Source organism: Tessaracoccus flavus (assembly GCF_001997295.1).
Lineage (GTDB): Bacteria > Actinomycetota > Actinomycetes > Propionibacteriales > Propionibacteriaceae > Arachnia > Arachnia flava.
This window is the reverse complement of the sequence record NZ_CP019605.1, coordinates 560587-578380: the sequence shown is the minus strand read 5'-3', so window position 1 is coordinate 578380 and position 17794 is coordinate 560587. Positions and strand designations below refer to the sequence as shown.

At 69.4% G+C, this 17794-nt stretch carries 13 protein-coding genes and 1 tRNA gene; 11 read left to right on the top strand and 3 right to left on the bottom strand.

All coding sequences use genetic code 11. The annotated features are described in order from the left end of the window. Positions 1–42 precede the first annotated feature (42 nt). The 3 genes from RPIT_RS02485 to RPIT_RS02475 are packed head-to-tail and all read left to right on the top strand — an operon-like array spanning position 43 to position 6443. Complete coding sequence (locus RPIT_RS02485) at positions 43–3093, top strand: glycine--tRNA ligase (protein WP_226996373.1); 3051 nt, start codon at positions 43–45, stop codon at positions 3091–3093. Positions 3094–3097: 4 nt separating this feature from the next. Next, positions 3098–4570 (top strand): patatin-like phospholipase family protein, encoded by a 1473-nt coding sequence (locus RPIT_RS02480; protein ID WP_077340289.1) that lies wholly within the window; start codon positions 3098–3100, stop codon positions 4568–4570. Between the two features lie 16 nt (positions 4571–4586). Continuing rightward, positions 4587–6443, top strand: coding sequence for an alpha-amylase family protein (locus tag RPIT_RS02475; RefSeq protein WP_077340287.1), 1857 nt, complete (start codon positions 4587–4589; stop codon positions 6441–6443). Positions 6444–6755: 312 nt separating this feature from the next. Here the strand turns inward: RPIT_RS02475 and RPIT_RS02470 are convergent, their stop codons facing one another. Further along, complete coding sequence (locus tag RPIT_RS02470; protein ID WP_157633325.1) at positions 6756–7979, bottom strand: ROK family protein; 1224 nt, start codon at positions 7977–7979, stop codon at positions 6756–6758. Positions 7980–8270: 291 nt separating this feature from the next. Here RPIT_RS02470 and RPIT_RS02465 point away from each other — a divergent pair, with 291 nt between their 5' ends. Then, positions 8271–9995, top strand: coding sequence for a glycoside hydrolase family 13 protein (locus tag RPIT_RS02465; protein WP_077340283.1), 1725 nt, complete (start codon positions 8271–8273; stop codon positions 9993–9995). A 26-nt stretch (positions 9996–10021) separates the two neighbouring features. Further along, the gene (locus RPIT_RS02460; RefSeq protein WP_077340281.1) at positions 10022–11695 is read left to right on the top strand and encodes a glycoside hydrolase family 13 protein; all 1674 of its coding nucleotides are present in this window, start codon (positions 10022–10024) and stop codon (positions 11693–11695) included. Positions 11696–11994: 299 nt separating this feature from the next. On the opposite strand, the gene RPIT_RS14860 is transcribed toward RPIT_RS02460, so the two are convergent. After that, on the bottom strand, positions 11995–12147 hold the full coding sequence (locus RPIT_RS14860) for a hypothetical protein (protein ID WP_157633324.1): 153 nt from the start codon (positions 12145–12147) through the stop codon (positions 11995–11997). On the opposite strand from RPIT_RS14860, the gene RPIT_RS02455 reads away from it, so the two are divergent. From RPIT_RS02455 to RPIT_RS02450, 3 genes are read left to right on the top strand one after another with little or no spacing between them, the layout of a single operon-like run. Further along, the gene (locus RPIT_RS02455; RefSeq protein ID WP_077340279.1) at positions 12146–12364 is read left to right on the top strand and encodes a hypothetical protein; all 219 of its coding nucleotides are present in this window, start codon (positions 12146–12148) and stop codon (positions 12362–12364) included. The two genes, RPIT_RS14860 and RPIT_RS02455, sit on opposite strands and share 2 nt — an antisense overlap. After that, positions 12361–12825 carry a hypothetical protein gene (locus RPIT_RS15195; protein ID WP_162274473.1) on the top strand — a complete coding sequence of 155 codons (465 nt, stop codon included), beginning with the start codon at positions 12361–12363 and terminating at the stop codon, positions 12823–12825. The genes RPIT_RS02455 and RPIT_RS15195 overlap by 4 nt, the downstream gene beginning before the upstream one ends. After that, a complete protein-coding gene (locus tag RPIT_RS02450) occupies positions 12800–13687 on the top strand; it encodes a tyrosine-type recombinase/integrase (protein WP_162274472.1) in 888 nt (295 codons plus the stop codon). Before RPIT_RS15195 ends, RPIT_RS02450 begins: the two co-directional genes overlap by 26 nt. Positions 13688–13804: 117 nt before the next feature. On the opposite strand, the gene RPIT_RS02445 is transcribed toward RPIT_RS02450, so the two are convergent. Beyond that, positions 13805–13877 (bottom strand) — tRNA-Lys (locus RPIT_RS02445). 83 nt (positions 13878–13960) lie between these two features. Here RPIT_RS02445 and RPIT_RS02440 point away from each other — a divergent pair. The 3 genes from RPIT_RS02440 to RPIT_RS02430 all read left to right on the top strand — a co-directional run bounded on the left by RPIT_RS02440 (position 13961) and on the right by RPIT_RS02430 (position 17752). After that, positions 13961–14917, top strand: coding sequence for an LppM family (lipo)protein (locus RPIT_RS02440; protein WP_077340275.1), 957 nt, complete (start codon positions 13961–13963; stop codon positions 14915–14917). Next, entirely contained in the window at positions 14917–15549 is a 633-nt protein-coding gene (locus tag RPIT_RS02435) for a TCP-1/cpn60 chaperonin family protein (RefSeq protein ID WP_077340273.1), read from the top strand. The genes RPIT_RS02440 and RPIT_RS02435 overlap by 1 nt, the downstream gene beginning before the upstream one ends. A gap of 823 nt (positions 15550–16372) precedes the next feature. Then, positions 16373–17752, top strand: coding sequence for an SH3 domain-containing protein (locus tag RPIT_RS02430; protein ID WP_162274471.1), 1380 nt, complete (start codon positions 16373–16375; stop codon positions 17750–17752). Positions 17753–17794 lie beyond the last annotated feature (42 nt).

The following is a 17794-nucleotide window of genomic DNA, read 5'->3' as shown; positions in this document are numbered from 1 at the left end:
GCCTAATCGGGCCAGCCTGGGTAGCATGCTGGGGTGCTGACCATGCAAGATGCCCTGCGCCGCCTCTCCGACTACTGGACCTCGAAGGGGTGCCTCACCTGGCAGCCCTTCAACACCGAGGTCGGGGCCGGCACGATGAACCCCGCCACCGTGCTGCGCGTTCTCGGCCCGGAGCCATGGGACGTCGCCTACGTCGAGCCGTCGGTCCGGCCCGACGACTCCCGCTACGGGGAGAACCCCAACCGCCTGCAGATGCACACGCAGTTCCAGGTGATCCTCAAGCCCGAGCCCGGCAACCCCCAGGAGCTGTATCTCGGATCGCTCGAGGCGCTCGGCATCGATCTGGCCAAGCACGACGTCCGCTTCGTCGAGGACAACTGGGCCCAGCCGGCCATCGGCGCCTGGGGCCTTGGCTGGGAGGTGTGGCTGGACGGCATGGAGATCACGCAGTTCACCTACTTCCAGCAGGTGGGCGGGCAGAACCTGGACCCCATTCCCGTGGAGCTCACCTACGGCGTCGAGCGCATCCTGATGGCGCAGCAGGGCGTCACGCACTTCAAGGACATCGTCTACTCGATCGCCAGCGACGGCCGGCCCGTCACCTACGGCGAGGCGTTCGGCCAGCAGGAGTACGAGATGAGCCGCTACTACCTCGACGACGCCGACGTCGAGGCGAACCGTCGCCTCTACGAGACCTACGTCGGCGAGGCCACCCGCATGGTGGAGGCGCGCCTCCCGGTGCCGGCCCACGGCTACATCCTGAAGTCGAGCCACGCCTTCAACGTGCTTGACGCGCGTGGGGCGATCTCGACCACCGAGCGCGCGAAGGCGTTCGCGACGATGCGTCGCCTCATGCGCGACACCGCGGCCCTCTGGATCGAGCGACGCGAGGAACTCGGCTTCCCGCTCCTCCGCGAGGCCGCTGAGCCCACCGGCGATCCCGCGCCCGCCGTCGACCGCGAGGCGCTGGCGAGAACACCCCAGACGCTGGCGTTCGAGATCGGGGTCGAAGAGCTCCCCCCGCACGTCGTGCCGCAGACCATCGACGCCGTCCGCGACGCCCTGACCGCCAAGCTCGGCGCCTCGCGGCTCGCCCACGGCGCGATCACGGTCGACGGGACCCCGCGGCGCATCGTCGCCGTGGTGGAGGACGTCGCAGCGAGCGAGCCCGACGCCGAGCAGCTCCGCAAGGGCCCGAAGTGGGCCGCAGCGTTCGACGCCGACGGCAACCCCACCAAGGCGCTGCAGGGCTTCATGCGCGGCCAGGGTGTCGGCGCCGACCAGATCGTGCGCGCCGAGATCGGCGGAGCCGAGCATGCCGCCGTGTCGGTGGCCCTGAGCGGACGCCACGTGCTCGACGTGGCCAGCGAGGCGCTCGCCGACGTCGTGAGCGGCCTGCGCGCCGAGAAGAACATGCGCTGGAACGACGCCAACCTCTCCTTCTCGCGCGCCATCCGCTGGCTGCTCGCGCTGTGGGGAGACACGGTCGTCCCCGTCGACGTGTCGGGGCTCACCTCCGGCCGGACGACCTACCTCCAGCGGCCGGTCGCGGCCGACGCCGACGGAACCCGCTCCGACGGCGCCCTCGTCGGTCACGTCGAGGTCGCCTCCGCCGACGACCTCCTCGAGACCATCGCGTCGGGACGCATCGAACTGGCCACCCACACCCGCCGCGCGTCCGTCGTCGACCAGGCGATCCGACTGGCCGGGAGCGTCGGCGGCACCGTCGACGTCGAGGCCGAGGCCGCGGTGATCGACGAGATCACGAACCTGGTCGAGGAACCACGCGGGGTTCTGGGCCACTTCGACGAGCGCTACCTGGAGCTGCCCGAGAAGATCCTCACGACGGTGATGCGCAAGCACCAGCGCTACCTGCCGGTCTACGTCGACGGCAAGCTCGCCCCGCACTTCATCACCATGGCCAACGGACTGTGTGACGAGCAGGTCGTCGCCACGGGCAACGCCTCGGTCATCCGAGCCCGGTACGAGGACGCGCTGTTCTTCTGGAACGCCGATCTGACCGCTGACAACGTCGAGGGCTTCGTGCCGGGTCTCGATCAGTTGACGTTCGAGGACCGGCTGGGCTCCGTGGGCCAGCGCGCCCGCCGCATCGCCGACGTCGCCGGAAAGTTGGCGGACCGAATCGGCCTGGCCGGCGACGATCGCGAGACCTTGACCCGCGCCGGGCAGCTGGCCAAGTTCGACCTCGCCACCCAGATGGTCGTCGAGATGAGCTCGCTCGCCGGTTTCATCGCGAGGGAGTACGCCGTCAGGAAGGGCGAGACACAGCAGGTAGCCGACGCGCTGTTCGAGATGGAACAGCCGCACACCTCCGCCGACCCCGTGCCCGCCTCGACGGCCGGTGCCCTGCTGGCGCTGGGCGACCGCTTCGACCTGCTGGCGTCGATGTTTGCGCTCGGCGCCAAGCCCACCGGATCCTCCGACCCGTTCGGTCTGCGCCGCGCGGCGCTGGGCGTGGTGCGCATCCTGCGCGAGTCGGCAGGCACCCCGCTGGAGACGCTCACCGTCCGGGCCGGATTGGAGGACGCCGTCGCGCGGCTCGCCGAGCAGGGCGTGACGGTGGCCGACGATGCCGTGGAGGGGGCGCTGGAATTCACCGTCGGACGGTTCGCCCAACTGCTGCGTGATGAGGGGACCTCGGCGGAGCTTGTCGCGGCCATCCTCCCCGCCGCCGACGCGCCAGGACGTGCTGCCCGTCTGCTCCGGGAGCTCGACGCCGCCAGCGAGGACGCGCGGCTCCGTCCGCTGGTCGAGACACTCGTGCGGATCACCCGCATCCTGCCCGCCGAGGCGCCCTCGGGCTTCGATCCCTCCGCACTGAGCGAGCCGGCCGAGCTCGACCTCTTCACCGCGATCGAAGCAGTGCCCGCCGATACCGCGAGGGAGCCCCTCCCCACGGTCCTGGAGCGCACTGAAGCTGTGGTGACCACGTCGGCACGGTTCTTCGACGAGATCCTCGTCAACGCCGACGACCCGGCGGTCCGCGCGTCGCGCCAGGGCCTGCTCGCCGCCGTCCTCGCCATGGCTCCCGCCGATGTCGATTGGAAGGCGGTCGACATCGCCCTAGGCTGAGACCATGGCCGTCAACCGACGCTTCACGATCCCGTTTCTCACCCAGGATCCACGCGACGAGACGGTCGCCTGCGTCCTGTCGGGTGGAGGGTCTCGCGCCAGCTTCCAGCTGGGCGCACTCGACTATCTCTACCGGCACGACGAGTCGTTCAGCCCCACGGTCTTCGTCGGCACGTCCGCGGGCTCCATCGTCGCCTCGGTGCTGGCCCAGGATGCGAGGCGGGATCAGCAACACGCGTACCTGCTGCGGCTGGCCGAACTCTGGTCGGGGATGACGACGCCGGCGGACATGTTCACTCCCCGTCCCTGGTACGAACGGCTCCAGGAGGAGGGGCCGGGATGGCTGACGATGGTGAATCCGCCACGGCCCGCCCCCAAGCCCCGCACTCCGCTGTTGCCGTTCCTGCGCCAGCCGGATCAGGCCCCCGACCCCGAGGCGAGGAGCGAGACCGCGCCGAGCCCGCTCGAGCTGGCCCTGCTGCCCGATGAGGAGGTCCGCTCCGAGTGGTCCCTGGCCGCGCTCTCCGGCCTCGCCGGGAACGTGGGCCGGCTGCCCCGGATCGGCAGCGACCTCAACACGATCTGGCAGGGGCTGGAGCGCACGCGCTCGCTCTACCGGCCGGGCCCGGTGCTCGGCAGGCTCCTGGAACCCGAGACGTTCGACCCGGCCCGCGTCCGCCTCTCCGGCTCCACCCTCAGGGTGGCGATGGTGGCTCTGGAATCGGGGGAGCTTCGCTACATGACCGAGCGCGGCACGCTGGTCGACCGGCAGAACCGGCCGCTCGGCAACACGGCCCACGACCTCACGGTCGGGGTGCTGGCGAGCTGCTCGATCCCCGCCGTCTTCCGGCCAGTGCCCATCGGCGACGAGACCTACGTCGACGGCGGCGCCCGCGAGAACCTCCCCGCGGAGCTCGCCCTCAACCATCTCGGTGTGGGCCGCACCTACGTCATCTCGTCGCAGTCGCTGGGCGTGCAGAGGCGGGCCAGCATGGCCAACGCGGACCTCTTCACCGTCGTGATGCGCTCCACCGAGATCCTCATCGACGAGGCCGGCCGCGACGAGTTGGCCTACGCCGAGGCGACCGGAGCCACGGTGGTCTACCCGGAACTGGGGGTTCACGACGCCATGGTCGTCCATCCGGGGCTCATCGCCATCAACATGGCATACGGCTGGTTCCGTGCGGCCGAGCAGCATCTCGAGCTGGACGACCGCGCCGCCGCCCAGCATCGCCGCATCATCGATCTGCGCATCCGGATCCTCGATCTGGAACAGCGGTTCCTCGGCCTCGAGTCCCCCACCAGCCGTGACCTCATGGTGCTCCGCAGCGCGAAGGTGGAGCTCCGCGACGCGGTCCGCGGGGCCCACACCACTCCCCTGCCCGACGGCGCGGAGCAGTGGTGGACGCAATGGGAGCGCCACCCCGAACCTCCGACGATGCAACCGCCCTGGATGCCCATGCCGGCCCAGGGCTGACCGTTAGGCTGGTGCCGTGAAGACGACCTTCGACCTCAGGTGGGAACGCTACGGCGACGACCTGACGACCGCCCTGACCACCGTGTACGCGGAGCGCTCCGCCGATCTTGCCCGGAGGGTGCAGGAGTTGGTGCGCCTGAGGTTCGAGCAACGCAGCGACGAGTTGCGCCTCCTCGACGAGGCCAGGCTCCTTCGCCCGGACTGGCTCCAGCAGCCCAGCCAGGTGGGCTACGTCGCCTACACCGATCGGTTCGCCGGTACGCTGCGCGGGATCACCGACCATCTCGACTACCTCCAGGATCTGGGGGTGACCTACCTGCACCTGATGCCGCTGCTGCAGCCCCGTGAAGGCGCCAACGACGGCGGTTACGCGGTGGCCGACTACCGCACCGTCCGCCCCGATCTCGGCACGATGCAGGATCTGGAGGACCTCACGCGTCACCTGCGGGCCAAGGGCATTTCTCTGGTCGTGGACCTCGTCCTCAACCACGTGGCGCGCGAGCACGAGTGGGCGGCCAGGGCCCGGGCCGGCGAGCGGACCTACCGCGACTACTTCATGGTCTTTCCCGACCGCACCGTGCCCGACCGGTACGAGGAGACGCTCCCCGAGGTCTTCCCCGACTTCGCCCCCGGCAACTTCACCTGGGACGACGACCTTGCCGGGTGGGTGTGGACGACGTTCAACGACTACCAGTGGGACGTCAACTGGGCCAACCCGGACGTCTTCCTCGAGTACCTCGACATCATCCTGGGTCTCGCAAACCGGGGCGTTGAGGTGCTGCGGCTCGACGCCATCGCCTTCATCTGGAAGGAGATGGGGACCGACTGCCAGAACCAGCCGCCCGTTCACGCCATCACCGAGGCCCTGCGCGCGGCCGTTCGGATCGCAGCACCCGCCGTCGCGTTCAAGGCCGAGGCCATCGTCGGACCCAAGGACCTCATCGCCTACTTCGGCCGGGGCGAGCACTACGGCAAGGTCTCGGACATCGCCTACCACAACTCGCTGATGGCGCAGCTGTGGTCGACGATCGCCTCGCAGGACACCACGCTCCTGCGCCGGGCACTGGGCGGATTCCCGCCCAAGCCGTCGACCGCCACCTGGGGCACCTACATCCGGTGCCACGACGACATCGGCTGGGCCATCGACGACGTCGATGCCGCGACGGCCGGGCTCAACGGCTTCGCCCACCGGGCCTTCCTCAGCGATTTCTACTCGGGCGAGTTCCCAGGGTCCTTTGCGCGCGGTCTGGTCTTCCAGGCGAACGAAGCCACGGGGGATCGACGCATCTCGGGATCGCTCGCCTCACTCGCCGGCCTGGAGCGCGCCCTCGAGCTCTCCGATGCCGGGGAGGTCGACCTCGCCGTGGCGCGCATCAATCTCCTCCACGCGGTCATCTGCGGCTGGGGAGGGGTTCCTCTGCTCTACATGGGCGATGAGGTGGCGATGCTCAACGACCACGACTTCGCGCGCGACCCGGCGCATGCCGACGACAACCGTTGGGTGCACCGCCCGGTGATGGACTGGGACGCCGTTGCCGGGTTGGGGGAGGATCCCACCTCCCCCGCCGCGCGGGTCAACGCCTGGCTGCGCCACGTGCTGGATATCCGGCGGGCGACGCCGCAGCTTCACGCCTCACGCGAGTCGGAGATCATCGAGACGGGCGACCCCGGAGTGCTGGCCGTCAAGCGCGACCATCCCATCGGTCCCATGGTGCAGGTCTACAACATGACCCCGAACGAGATCACCCTCCCGATGGCCTGCCTCAGCGAGACCATCGGAGAGACGGCGTTCGAATTGCTGGATGGAGTCGAGTGGGATCTGACCCCCTGGACGATGACGCTTCGACCCTACGCGGTGCACTGGTTCCGGTGACGAAGGGCGGCGACGGTGCCCCCAGCGGGGCTCGAACCCGCGACCCATGGATCAAAAGTCTGACAGCACTGTCCGGAACTGTGCGCTCAAGTGCGATCTACAGCAGCCGATGCTTTGAGTCGTCCGGTCTGGGGCGGCTTGTTGGTCACAGTTCCGGATCGGTTTGTGACCAAGTTTGTGACCAAGTTTTCGTCCACGCCGTGAGCCTCCCGGGCCTCCTGCGCCCAGCTCGCAGCCGTGCGGGCTGACACCGGCTGACCGGCCACCCACGCAACCATGAGCGCCTGAAGTGCAGCACTGAAGGTCAGCAGGTCAATGGGTGCGGGCGGCGAGGCGGCGCGCGGTCAGCAACGGGAGAACGACCTGGCGGGCCGATTCGCGGGCGGCTGACAAGGCCCCCAGCGACACGACGTCTCCCCCGAGCCCCGAGGCGACGATGCCGGGCGGCGGCAGCTCCAGCTCGCCTGCCACGTGCGCGACGGCGATCTCGATCACCTCGCCCAGCGTACCCGCGATGGCCCCGCACACGACGATGACCTCGGGATCGAAGAACCGCGACACTACGGTACAGATCCGCCCGAGCGTGCCCCCCAGCTCCTCCACCAGCGGCCGCGCCACAGGGTCCGCCAGCCGCGCGCGAGAGAGGACCGCCTCGCCGGTGACGGCGCCCCCACTCAGGGCGGCCCAAGGGTGGTCAGCAGGAATCGCGCCCATGCCGAGCTGCTCCCTCAGCCACTGCTCCGCCAGATAGCCGAGACCCCAGGTGCCGCCGACACCGGGCACATAGGCAAGTGCCTCGAGCTCCCCGACGCCGCCGTGCGCGCCGCGCACCAATCGCCCCTCCAGGACCACGCCCGAGCCCAGGCGAAGCCCCGACAGCATCGCGACGTAGTGTTCGCGCCCCTGCGCCTCGCCCAGGGACCCCTCAGCGACAGCGGCGAGGGAAGCGTCGTTCTCGACACGCACGACAGGGAACTCCCCACTCAGCGCCTCACGGAGGCCTGCGTTCATATAGCTCCAGAAGCCGGACGGGTGCGCGGGCGAGGCCCCCTGGCCGTCGACCGGGGCAGGCACGCCCACCCCGACGGCGATCACCTCATCTCGGCTACCCCCGGCAGCGGCGAGCACCGCGTCGATGGCCCGGAGGGCCGCGGTGTGCCGGGTGGCCGGGTCCGGAGCCTCCAGCTCGAAGAAGCTGGTGAGGTCGAGGTGTTCGCGCGCGAGGATCCGGCCGCTCAGATCGGCGGCTATCGCGGAGAAGCGTCGGCCGCCGGCGTCGAGGCCCACGATCAGTCCGGCCTCGCCTCGCAGCTCGAATCGTCGAGCAGGCCTTCCCAGCCGCTGGGCGGGCCCCGCGGAGCTCGTCAGCTCCTCGATCAGGCCGACGTCGATCAGCTCATCGAGCGCGGAGAGTGCCGTGGATCGGGTCATTCCGAGGGCGGAAATGACGTGGTCCGCCCCGAAGGCGCCGGAGTCCCACGCGTGGTCGAGGACCGCCTCTGTGCTCGCGCGGTGGCGCGTCTGGCGCTCGGACACACCCACTTTCCGCACCCCCCTTGACGATCCCTCAACCGTGATGCATCCTAGACCCAGATGACTTTCTTCGATAGTTAAATCTATTGCTCGAAAACAAATCAGCTACAACGTGAGCTTCGCGTCGTACCTCATGGCCATGGCCCCTGCCATCGTCGTCTACCTGTTCGCGCAGCGCTGGGTCATGTCCGGCCTGACCCAGGGCGCCATCAAGTAGCGTCGAGCGAACCATCCAAGGGGTGAGCCGGGGCGCACCGGCCCACCCCACCCTCACCATCCCAGCCAAGGAGAACCATGACCGCAGAACGCCATCAGACCGCCCCAGCTTCCCGCCCGGACGGCTGGTGGCGCTCCGCGGTGGTCTACCAGGTCTACCCCCGCTCGTTCCAGGACTCCAACGGCGACGGCATCGGCGACATCCCAGGCATCACCAGCCGCCTCGACCACCTGGCCGAGCTCGGGGTCGACGTCATCTGGCTGTCGCCCGTCTACCGCTCGCCGCAGGTGGACAACGGCTACGACATCAGCGACTACCGCGACATCGATCCCCTGTTCGGAACCCTCGCGGACCTCGACGAGCTCCTCGCCCAGGCCCACTGGCGCGGGATCAAGCTGGTCATGGACCTGGTGGTCAACCACACCTCGGACCAGCACCCGTGGTTCGTCGAGTCCCGCGACCCGGCCTCCCCCAAGCGGAGCTGGTACTACTGGCGCCCCGCCCGTCCCGGACACGAGCCCGGCACGCCTGGCGCCGAGCCCGACGACAGCGCCGCGGCCTTCGCGCCGTCGGCCTGGACGTTCGACCCGGCCAGCGGCCAGTACTACCTGAGCATGTTCAGCCCCGGGCAGCCGGACCTCAACTGGGAGAACCCCGAGGTTCGCGAGGCCGTCTACGACATGATGCGGTGGTGGGTGGACCGCGGAGTCGACGGCTTCCGGATGGACGTGATCAACCTCATCTCCAAGCCACACGACCTCGCCTCCGGCGGCCCGATCGAGCCCGGCTCGGCGGACTTCCGCCAGATCGCCAACGGTCCCCGTCTCGACGAGTTCCTCGCCGAAATGAACCGCGAGGTGGGCCTCGACGACCAGAATCTGCTCACCGTCGGCGAGATGCCCGGCGCGACCGTTGAGTTGGCCCGGCGGGTCACGGACCCTGCCCGGCGGGAGCTGAACATGGTCTTCACGTTCGAGCATGTCAGCCTCGACCAGGCCTCCGGTAGCAAGTGGGACCTGATGGCACTGCCCCTGCCCGCGCTGAAGGGCAACCTTGCCCAGTGGCAGTACGGTCTGGCGGAATCGGGCTGGAATTCGCTGTACCTCGACAACCACGACCAGCCGCGGGCAGTGTCCCGCTTCGGCGACGACTCCCCCGAGCACCGCGTCAACTCCGCCAAGACGCTGGCCACCGTCCTGCACCTGCACAAGGGCACCCCGTACGTGTACCAGGGTGAAGAACTCGGCATGACGAACTCCCCCTTCACCGAGATCGGCCACTACGTCGACGTCGAATCGCTGAACCACCACACCCTGGCCACGGCCATGGGCACCGCCGAGGCCGAGATCCTCCGCTCGCTGGCCGCGAAGAGCCGCGACCATGCACGCACCCCCGTCCAGTGGAACGACGGCCCGCACGCGGGCTTCACCACCGGCGTGCCCTGGCTGCCGGTCAACCCCAACTACCGCGACATCAACGCCGAGGCGGCCCGCCTCGACCCCGCGTCGGTGTTCGCCCACTTCCAGAGACTGATCGCGCTTCGACACACCGACGAGGTGGTCCGCGAGGGCCGCTTCGAGCTACTTCTGCCCGAGCACGAGCAGCTCTGGGTGTTCACCCGCACCCTGGGCGACACCACACTGCTCGTCCTCGCCAACTGTTCGTCGACCTCGGCGGAACTCCCGCTCGACGCCCTCCCCAGCCTCGACGGCGCCGAATTGATCCTGGCCACCCACGATGCCGCCGACCCCTCGTCGCTCGCGCCGTGGGAGTCCCGAATCCTCCGCCTGGCCACCCGCTGACCCTCACCACTGAAGGACCTTCCCCCATGCAGGACATCACGGACCAGGCGACCCTGGTCTCCGACCAGAGCGCCCAATGGTGGCGCCAAGCCCTCGTCTACCAGATCTACCCCCGCAGCTTCGCCGACAGCAACGCCGACGGCATCGGCGACCTGCGCGGCATAGCCTCGCGGCTCGACTACCTCTCCGGCCTCGGCATCGACGCGGTGTGGCTGAGCCCCTTCTATCCCTCCGCCCTCGCCGACGGCGGCTACGACGTCATCGACTACCGCGGAATCGACCCGCGCATCGGCACCCTCGATGACTTTGACGAGCTCGCCGCCGGGCTGCACGCGCGTGGCATCCGGATCCTCATCGACATCGTGCCGAACCACACCTCGAACCTGCACGACTGGTTCCAGCAGGCGATCGCGGCGGGCCCCGGATCGGCCGAGCGGGAGCGCTACATCTTCCGCGACGGCACCGGCCCGGACGGCTCCGAGCCGCCCACGGACTGGGTCTCGATCTTCGGTGGCAGCGCCTGGGAGCAGGTGGCCGACGGACAGTGGTATCTCCACACCTTCGCCGTCGAGCAGCCGGATCTGAACTGGGCCAGCGATGAGGTCCGGGAGGAGTTCCTCAGCATCCTGCGCTTCTGGGCCGATCGCGGCGTCGACGGCTTTCGCGTGGACGCCGCCCACATGCTCGCCAAGGACCTGACGGAGCCGCTGCCCACGCAGGCCGAGCTCGAGGCCCACCCGAGGGACGGCAGCCATCCCACGTGGGACCGCGACGAACTCCAGGAGATCTACGCCGAGTGGCGCGGGGTGTTCAACTCCTACGACCCGCCGCGCACGGCGGTCGCGGAGGCTGCGGTGCACTCGTCACGCGTGCCGCTCTACGCGAGCCCGTCCACGCTGGGGCAGTCGTTCTTCTTCGACCTCCAGCTCGCCAACTACGACGCGGCAACCTTCCACCGGATCATCGACGAGTGCCTGGGTGTCGCGGCCGTGTCCGGATCGTCGGTCACCTGGGTGCTCAACAACCACGACACGATCCGGTCGGCCAGCCGCTACGGCACCCCGTTCCCTGGGACCAACCCCGACGGGACGCCGCTGCGCAAGCACGGCGGCGACTGGCTGATGGCCGGCGGCGACCCTGTCCTGATCGACGCGGCCACCGGCCTGCGTCGGGCGCGTGCGGCGACGCTGCTTCTGATGGCGCTACCCGGCTCGGCCTACCTGTACCAGGGCGAGGAGCTCGGCCTCCAGGAGGTCGCGGAGATTCCCGACTCGCTGCGCGCCGACCCCTCGTTCTTCCGCAACCGTGAGCTGGAGGTGGGCCGCGACGGCTGCCGGGTGCCGCTGCCGTGGACGCGGTCCGGGTCGTCGTTCGGCTTCGGCGACGACGGCTCGCACCTGCCGCAGCCGCTGTGGTTCGAGCACTACTCCGTCGAGGCGGAGTCCGAGGATCCGGGCTCGACGCTGTCGATGTACCGACGGGCGGCGCAGCTGCGGCGGGAGCTGCAGACAGACGAGTCCATGGTGTGGATTCCGACCGAGTACGACGAGGTGCTGCGGTTCCAGCGGTCGGGCGGCTGGGAGGTGGTGTCGAACTTCGGCAAGGATCCGGTTCAGCTGCCCGAGGGAGAGATTCTGGTCGCCTCGGGCCCGTGGGGAGACGAGCTTCCGGGCGAGACCACCGTCTGGCTGCGCGTCTGACCGCCCGCCGCGCCATCTTCGCTCCCTGAGGAGCTCCGCGTCGCGTAACGACCGTGGAGCGTCTCGAAGGGTCGTATCGTGACCTTCCCTCGGGCTGAACCCCTTCGCCCTGTCCGCCTCGCCCTGGTCCGCCTCTGGGTGCGGGGATCCGGGTTCCGCTGCACGGGCGGCCTCACCGCCCAACCACCCTCCGAGTCCGGAGGACGTGCAGACGGTGGACAACGGCCGCCCGGGCCTCGGGTCACGGCTCCCCGCACCGGAAGCCATGCTTGACCGCGTCACGACCCGCGGGGCAGGCCTCAGCCGACGGTGGCGAACACGTAGGCGACGAACGTCACCACGCTGATGACCGTGTACAGGCTCAACACGTTGTTGGAGTAGGCCACCTCGTCGCGTCTGTCGGCGGGCAGGAAGATCGGGACGATGAAAGGCGGCGGAAGGATGAACAGCATGAAGACCGCCGCTTGGGCGAACTGGTCAAGGCCAAAAGACGTGGCGCTGCAGCGCAGCCCAGCCGATCCGGAGCGCTACTACGCGTACTACGGGACGTGGAGCGCCATGGCCAGGATGCAGGACTTCGCCCCCTACAGCACCACGCCTCGTGCCGCGGAGCGGTGGGACGAAGACGCGGACGACGACGAAGCGCGCGACAGCCGGGGGTGGCGATGAAAGGCAACCGGGCCGCTCTCCCCGCCGACGCGATGAAGCGCTGCCCCGCCTGCGGGACCGCACGCGGCACCGTGAAAAAGGACTGGACCGCGATCCACCAGGACGGGGGCATCGTCGGCTTCACCTGCACGCAGTGCCCCACCTGGACCGAACCGATCCGGCGCGAGACCTCGCGGGCGGGCGTGCGGTTCGTGGCCGTCGTTGCTGGACGGGTCGCCGGGAAGCGTCGTCAGCTCAAGCGGCGTTTCGACACGCTGGAAGGGGCCCGCGCGTGGGTGGAAGAGATGCGCGGGCTCGCTGCTACAGGGCAGGCTGGCGATCCGTCGCTGCTCACGGTCCGCGAGGTGCGAGCGCTGGATGGCGCACCGCGAGGCGGAGGCCTCAACCCCCGGCGGACTGCGCCCCAGCTCGCTGGAGGGCTACCGGTTGACACTCGTGAGCCCGCTTCAGCTGATCGGTGATCGACGGGCCCGGGAGCTGACCCCCAGCGACATCGAGGCGGCCCTGCGGAAGCTCGCCACGGTGGGAGGGATCAAGGGCAAGCCGCTCAGCCACCGCAGCCGCACGTACGCGCTGGGGGCGCTGCGCCAGGCGTTCAAGTTCGCCCAGCGGGAGGGTTGGCTTCAGGGCAACCCCGCCGCGCTCGCGAAGGTCCAGGGAAAACCGGCCAAGACTCGCCAGTCCCAGCGCTGGACGGTGGCGCAGCTCCAAGGCTTCCGCGCCTACGTGGATTCGGCCTACGCCACTCCCGCACGACTCGCTGCGGAGCCGTGGGTTCCGGCTGCGATGAGGCTCGCGCTCTGCGGGCTCCGCCGGTCGGAGGTGCTGGGGCTGGGCTGGGGCTCGGTTGACATCGAACAGGGCACGGTTGACATCCACGTGAGCCGCACGGCGTCAGGCCCGGGCCGCTCCACCGCGATCGGGGCACCCAAGACGGCCAACTCCGTCCGGCGCGTAGCCGTGGAGACGCTCCACCCCGGCACCCACGCGGTGCTGCGGGCGCTCTGGTTGGCGCAGGGGCAGCCTGCCGAGGGGCTTGTCATCCGCGACTCGCTGGGCGACCCGGTCCACCCGGACACGCTCTCGTGGCGCTTCAAGACGCTCTGCTCCGAGGCGGGCGTCCCCTTCCCGGGCGCGATCCACGCGACCCGCCACACACTGGCGACTGCGCTGGAGGAGGCTGGGGTCCCGTCGAACCAGGGCGCCGCCCTGCTGGGGCACGACGTGCAGACCTACCAGCGGTTCTACCTTGTGACCGACCAGGATGCCGCCGGGGCAGCCGCCACGGTGGCCGGGAGCATCTTCGCGACAGCTTCCGGATAGTGGCGAAGATGACCGATTCTCAACGGTTTGTGACCAAGTTTGTGACTACGGACCGCCGGGAACGCACAGCACCACCGATCATTCAGGTTGCTCCCCTAGTCAGAAGCGTTTCAGCTGTGCCCCCAGCGGGGCTCGAACCCGCGACCCATGGATTAAAAGTCCACTGCTCTACCGGCTGAGCTATAGGGGCGGTGGCAGTCTACCGGAGGTGAGTGTTCGGCGCGATGAGCGGCCTACGCGTCGGCTGGGCCATCCAGGCGCTACCGTCAAGCCATGAGCACATCGCCCCGCCGCGCACTGGCCCTCCTCCTCGTACCGCTGGTGCTGCTGTTGTCGTCATGCATCCGGATGACCGCGGACTACGACATCGTCAGCGAGAACGAGGTGACCCTCGTCGCCGACTTCGGGATCCAGAACTCCGCCGCGGCCCAGATGGGCTCCGAGGTGCCCGATCTCTGCGAGCAGGAGGGTTTCGACGACGTTCAGGGGGCCACCGCCGAGCCGTACGCGGAAGAGGGTGACGGCGGCTACACGGGATGCCGGATCTCCGGCACCGCCAGAACCAGCGACCTCAGCGGCGACGGCACGACGATCGAGCTGGCCGACGGTGTCTGGACCTTCGCGATGGAGGGTACGCCCGGGGAGGAGGAGATGAGCGCCGAGATGTTCAGCGACTTCCGGGTCAGCGTGACCTTCCCGGGCAAGGTGCTCAGCCACAACGGGACCTCCACCGTCGAGGGCACTACCGTCACCTGGTCCACCGCCGCCGACATGTTCACCGCCGACGGCCTGCTGGCCACCGCCGAGGACGGGGCGGGCGGCGTCGACTGGCTGTGGATTGCGCTGGGAGCGCTCGTGATCGCCGGCATCGCTGCCGCCGTCGTCGTCGCCACCCGGAATCGACGACGCCACGAGCCGGAGCCAACGTTCCAAGACGGTTCCACGCCGTACCCGTATCCGCACCCGCCCGGACCGGGCCAGCAGTACGCACCCCCACCGCCCGGTCAGGCGTACCCGCCGCCGACTCATGTCCCACCCATGACACCGACGCCGCAGCAGCCCGAGGCGGATCAGCCCTTCCCCGCCCGACCGCCCGCCCAGGATCCCTGGGCCCAGGCGGCCCCGGAGTCTCAGCCGACCCCGCCCCGCGCGCCCGCTGACCAGCCGCCGCCCAGGCCCGCCGCCGGTCCGGGGCCGGATTTCCGCGATAACCCTCCGCCGACGCCCTGATGCCCGCCTGGGGCTGGTTCCTCGTCGCCCTGGCGGTTGGATCTGCGCTTCTCGCAGTGGCGGTCACCGTCGACGTGCGCGCGCGCCGTCGGGCGGGCGGGGTCGGTGAACCTGCACCCCGCCGGGGCATCGACGCGGTCGACGCTCAGGTGCCCCGGTACGTCACGCAGGATGACGTCGATGCGCTCCCGAGCCCTGGGCGGGGCCGACCCAGGGAGCCCGGCCATCCGGGCGAGGGATTCTCCTTCGGCCACGCACACGCGGACTTCGGCACGAACCCCGACGGAGCAGCGCTCACCAACCCACAGATCCTCGTCGTGGACGGGGAGGTCTCGAGCATGCGCGAGCTCCTCGGCCCGCTGTCCGCGGCTACGGAAGCACTCCCGCTGGTCGTCGTCGCGGACGGGTTCCATCCCGAGGTCATCGCGACGCTGGCGGCGAACCGTCGGGCGCTCGCGTTCCCCGTCGTGGCAGCAGTGGCGGGGGCCAGGGACCGGACCCGGCTGGCCGAACTGACGGGGGCCGAGGTGCTCTCCCCAGCGGACCTGAGAGCCGGCTACGTACCGGCGACGGCTCTCGGCTCTGCACGCCGCTGGACCAGCACCCCCACCCGGGCCTGGGTGCAGACCTGATCCCGGGCCCGCCGACCTCGGTCCCCGTGCTCGTCGACGGGTCACGCCGTCACCCCCCGGGTGGGGATGCCCCGAAGGAGTCCGTTCCGGTGCCGCGGATGGGCGCCCACCGCACAGCGTGGCGGAGACACCAACGGCCCCGGGAGAACGCCAACCCGGACCGGGGAACGCCAACGGAGAAGCGCGAACGCCAACAGGTAACCGGAAACGCCAACGGCCCCGGCAAAACGCCAACCGCAACCGGGGAACGCCAACAGACAGGGGCGAACGCCGACGACGCTCAGCGATGCCCGCGACATCTCGCGGGCGTGGCTGAGGCTCGTCGGCGTCACGCGAGATCGATTGGCGTTCTGTCCTGCCGATTGGCGTTGTGGACGGTCATCGCCTCGGAGGTAACCCTTCGACAAGCTCAGGGGCCGACACGACAATCTCAGGGGCCGACACGACAATCTCAGGGGCCGACACGGGGCCGAGAAGACGAGCTCAGGCAACAGCTAAACCTGAAGTTCGACTTGACCTGGGTTGATTCTGAGACGTCCAAGACTCTCTCAAGCACACTCAGGAATCCTCAGGAACCCGAGCTTCCAGGTAAACCACGCAGTCAGGCGGATTTGGAGGCGCAACTCACAGCCCCGTCTGGCGCGGGGAAATCCCGCCAAACTCGGCACGTCGGCTTGCTTTCCCTCAGCAAAGTCTCAAGCAAATTGTGCACGGCCCTCCGATTCTTCCTAGTGTCCGGGCCAATGGCCGGACGTGTCGGGGGCGCGCAAGGGCCCCGGGGAAGCGGCACGTCCGTCCCCCATTCGACTCGACGAGGAGAGACGTGAAGACAGCACTGAGGAGCCTCCGCGGACTGGCCGTCGCCACTGCGGCAGCCATCCTGATCCAAGGCCTCGGCAGCATCGCGCTGGGCCCTGCGGCGGATGCGCGCGACGGCGATGTCACCGCAACCGCGCGGGTGCACGTCCGATCCGGGCCGAGCACCTCGAGCCAGAGCCTGACCGTGCTGGACAAGGGTGACGTGCTGCCGGCGCTCGGCTCCGAGGGCTCGTGGACCAAGGTGACCTTCGAGGGTCGCACGGCCTACGTCTTCTCGGCCTACCTGACGGGCGCTTCCTCCGCCCCCTCCTCCGAGACGAGCAACGGCACCTCGACCGGAACCGCTGGGACTGTGGCCACGACGGCCAACCTCAACCTCCGCGTCGGCCCGTCGATCCGAGACCGGGTCAGCGTCGTCGCGCCGACCGGCACCCGCCTCACGCTCACCGGTTCGGTGAGCGGAGAGTACGCGCAGGTGACGTACGCAGGACAAACGCTGTGGGCATCGACGCGATACCTGAGCGACCCGGCAGCCAACTCCGGTTCGACCCCCCAGGTCGTCGGCAAGGGGCGCGCTCTCGCGAACCTGCTGATCCGCACAAGCTCGGACACCGCGTACTCGGTCATCACCACAGTCCCCCGGGACACGATCCTCGAGATGACGGGGGTCCAAGCCAACGGGATGACGCAGGTCGTCTTCCGCGGGGTCGCCCGCTGGGTCAACGGCAGCTACTTCGCGCCGTTCGGCGGCGCCGCCGTGGCGCCCCAGCCGCAGCCCCCCGCGACGCCCGAGACCAGCGACCGCTACGCCACAACCGTGCTCAACATCTGGACGGCCAGCACCGGCACTGCGTACATCCGTGACATCCCCCGCGGGACGGTCGTGAAGGTGACCGGCGTCGTCGAGAACGGCCGCGCGGCGATCGTCGACGACGGCGCGATCCGCTGGGTCACCGCCCGCTACCTGTCCACGACCCCGCCGTCGAGCGGCGCCTCCGGTGGCGCGGACGATTCTCTCAACCGCGGCGGCTCGAGCGGCCTCGACAAGACCAACGACAACGTCAAGGCAATCGCCCTCGACATCTGGGAACGGTACCCGCAGATCACGACGATGTACGGATGGCGCCGTGACGTCACGCCCGACCATCCCGCCGGCCGCGCCGTCGACGTCATGATCCCGAGCTACGGGAGGAACCAGGCGCTGGGCTGGGAGATAGCGAACTACTACCGCGACAACGCGGAGCAGTACAACATCAACTACATCATCTTCGCGCAGCGCATCTGGTCGGTCGCCCGCGACAAGGAGGGCTGGCGCTGGATGGCCAATCGTGGCAGCGACAACGCCAACCACTACAACCACGTCCACATCAACACCTACGGGTGATCCGTAGCACACTGCTCGCACGAAGCACTGATTGACCAGAGA

Coding starts and splice junctions, on each gene's coding strand:
- RPIT_RS02485 (WP_226996373.1), top strand. CDS start 43: ATGCAAGATGCCCTGCGCCGCCTCTCCGACTACTGGACCTCGAAGGGG.
- RPIT_RS02480 (WP_077340289.1), top strand. CDS start 3,098: ATGGCCGTCAACCGACGCTTCACGATCCCGTTTCTCACCCAGGATCCA.
- RPIT_RS02465 (WP_077340283.1), top strand. CDS start 8,271: ATGACCGCAGAACGCCATCAGACCGCCCCAGCTTCCCGCCCGGACGGC.
- RPIT_RS02460 (WP_077340281.1), top strand. CDS start 10,022: ATGCAGGACATCACGGACCAGGCGACCCTGGTCTCCGACCAGAGCGCC.
- RPIT_RS02455 (WP_077340279.1), top strand. CDS start 12,146: ATGAAGACCGCCGCTTGGGCGAACTGGTCAAGGCCAAAAGACGTGGCG.
- RPIT_RS14860 (WP_157633324.1), bottom strand. CDS start 12,147: ATGCTGTTCATCCTTCCGCCGCCTTTCATCGTCCCGATCTTCCTGCCC.
- RPIT_RS15195 (WP_162274473.1), top strand. CDS start 12,361: ATGAAAGGCAACCGGGCCGCTCTCCCCGCCGACGCGATGAAGCGCTGC.
- RPIT_RS02440 (WP_077340275.1), top strand. CDS start 13,961: ATGAGCACATCGCCCCGCCGCGCACTGGCCCTCCTCCTCGTACCGCTG.
- RPIT_RS02435 (WP_077340273.1), top strand. CDS start 14,917: ATGCCCGCCTGGGGCTGGTTCCTCGTCGCCCTGGCGGTTGGATCTGCG.